Here is a 1,203-nt window from a genome sequence, read left to right on the forward strand (position 1 = left end):
CCGGACGCCGCAGGCCCCGCCCTCCGGGCGGACGGCGCTACTTTCGAAACACGCCCTAGGGCCTCTCGTTTGGATCTTGCCGGGCATCCCGGCGCAGTGATCGGAAAAATTTACAACGGTGTAAAGAAAGCCGAGGCCAGAAGAGCTTTTGGACCGCTCCGTGCGAGGCCGGACCGAGGCCGGCTGCATCAGACCGAATCCGGGACGGTCAACCAGGATCCGCCGTACACGGTCCTGTACGTCCGGAGGGCGGGACCGTCATCGACACCCCCAATCCGACCACTACAGACCGGGCCGTGGCAGTACGGCCTCCGTACTCGTCGAATCAGCGCACACTTTACCCATGAGGGGACAAGCGTGGAGTTCAGGATTCTGGGTCCGTTAGAGGTGTCGTCGCAGAACGAGGCCGTACCGCTGGGAGGCTTCAAACAGCGTGCGGCGCTGGGGCTGTTGCTGCTCCGGGCGAACCGCGTGGTGGCCACCAGCGAGATGCTGGCCGCCCTGTGGCCGGAGGAGGAGCTGCCGGCGACCGCCAGGAAGATCGTGCAGAACGCCGTATGGGGCCTGCGGGCCGTGCTCTCCGAACCGCCCGGCCATCACGGTCCCGAGCGTGGCTACCGTCCCGAGCTGCTCACCCAGGCACCCGGATACATACTGCGTGTCGATCCCGAGCGGCTCGACGTGAACCGTTTCGACCGGCAGGTCGCCGAGGGCCGGTCCCGGCTGCTCGCGGGCGATGCCGAGCAGGCGGCGCGGCTGCTGCGTGAGGCCCTCGCCGAGTGGCGCGGGCCCGCCCTGGCCGATCTCGCCGAACACGGCGTGGCCTGGCCGGAGTTGACCGCGCTGAGTCAGCTCCGGCTGGATGTCATGGAGGACCGCTTCGAGGCCGAACTGTTGTGCGGGCGCCATCAGGGTGTGCTGGGCGAGCTGGTCTCACTCGTCGCCGCGGAACCGCTGCGGGAGCGGCTGTGCAGACAGCTGATGCTCGCCCTGTACCGCTGCGGCCGGCAGGCCGAGGCCCTCAGTGTGTTCACCCGTGTACGGCGCGCGCTGGTCGAGGAGTACGGACTGGAGCCCTCGCGCGATCTCCAACTCCTCCAGCAGAGCATCCTCACCCACGATCCGACTCTGGCCGCGCCCGTGGACGCCGGGGCCGAGCGGCTCGTACTCGCCGACGTACGGCCGCTGCACGGCGGCCGGCCG

General features: G+C 69.0%; 1 protein-coding gene. It reads left to right on the forward strand.

Annotated elements, in window-relative coordinates; genetic code table 11:
• Positions 1-387: 387 nt before the first annotated feature.
• A partial coding sequence (locus GA0115259_RS36445; RefSeq protein WP_256098300.1) for an AfsR/SARP family transcriptional regulator occupies positions 388-1,203 on the forward strand: 816 nt, incomplete at its 3' end.

It is taken from the genome of Streptomyces sp. MnatMP-M17 (assembly GCF_900091995.1).
Classification (GTDB): Bacteria; Actinomycetota; Actinomycetes; order Streptomycetales; family Streptomycetaceae; genus Streptomyces.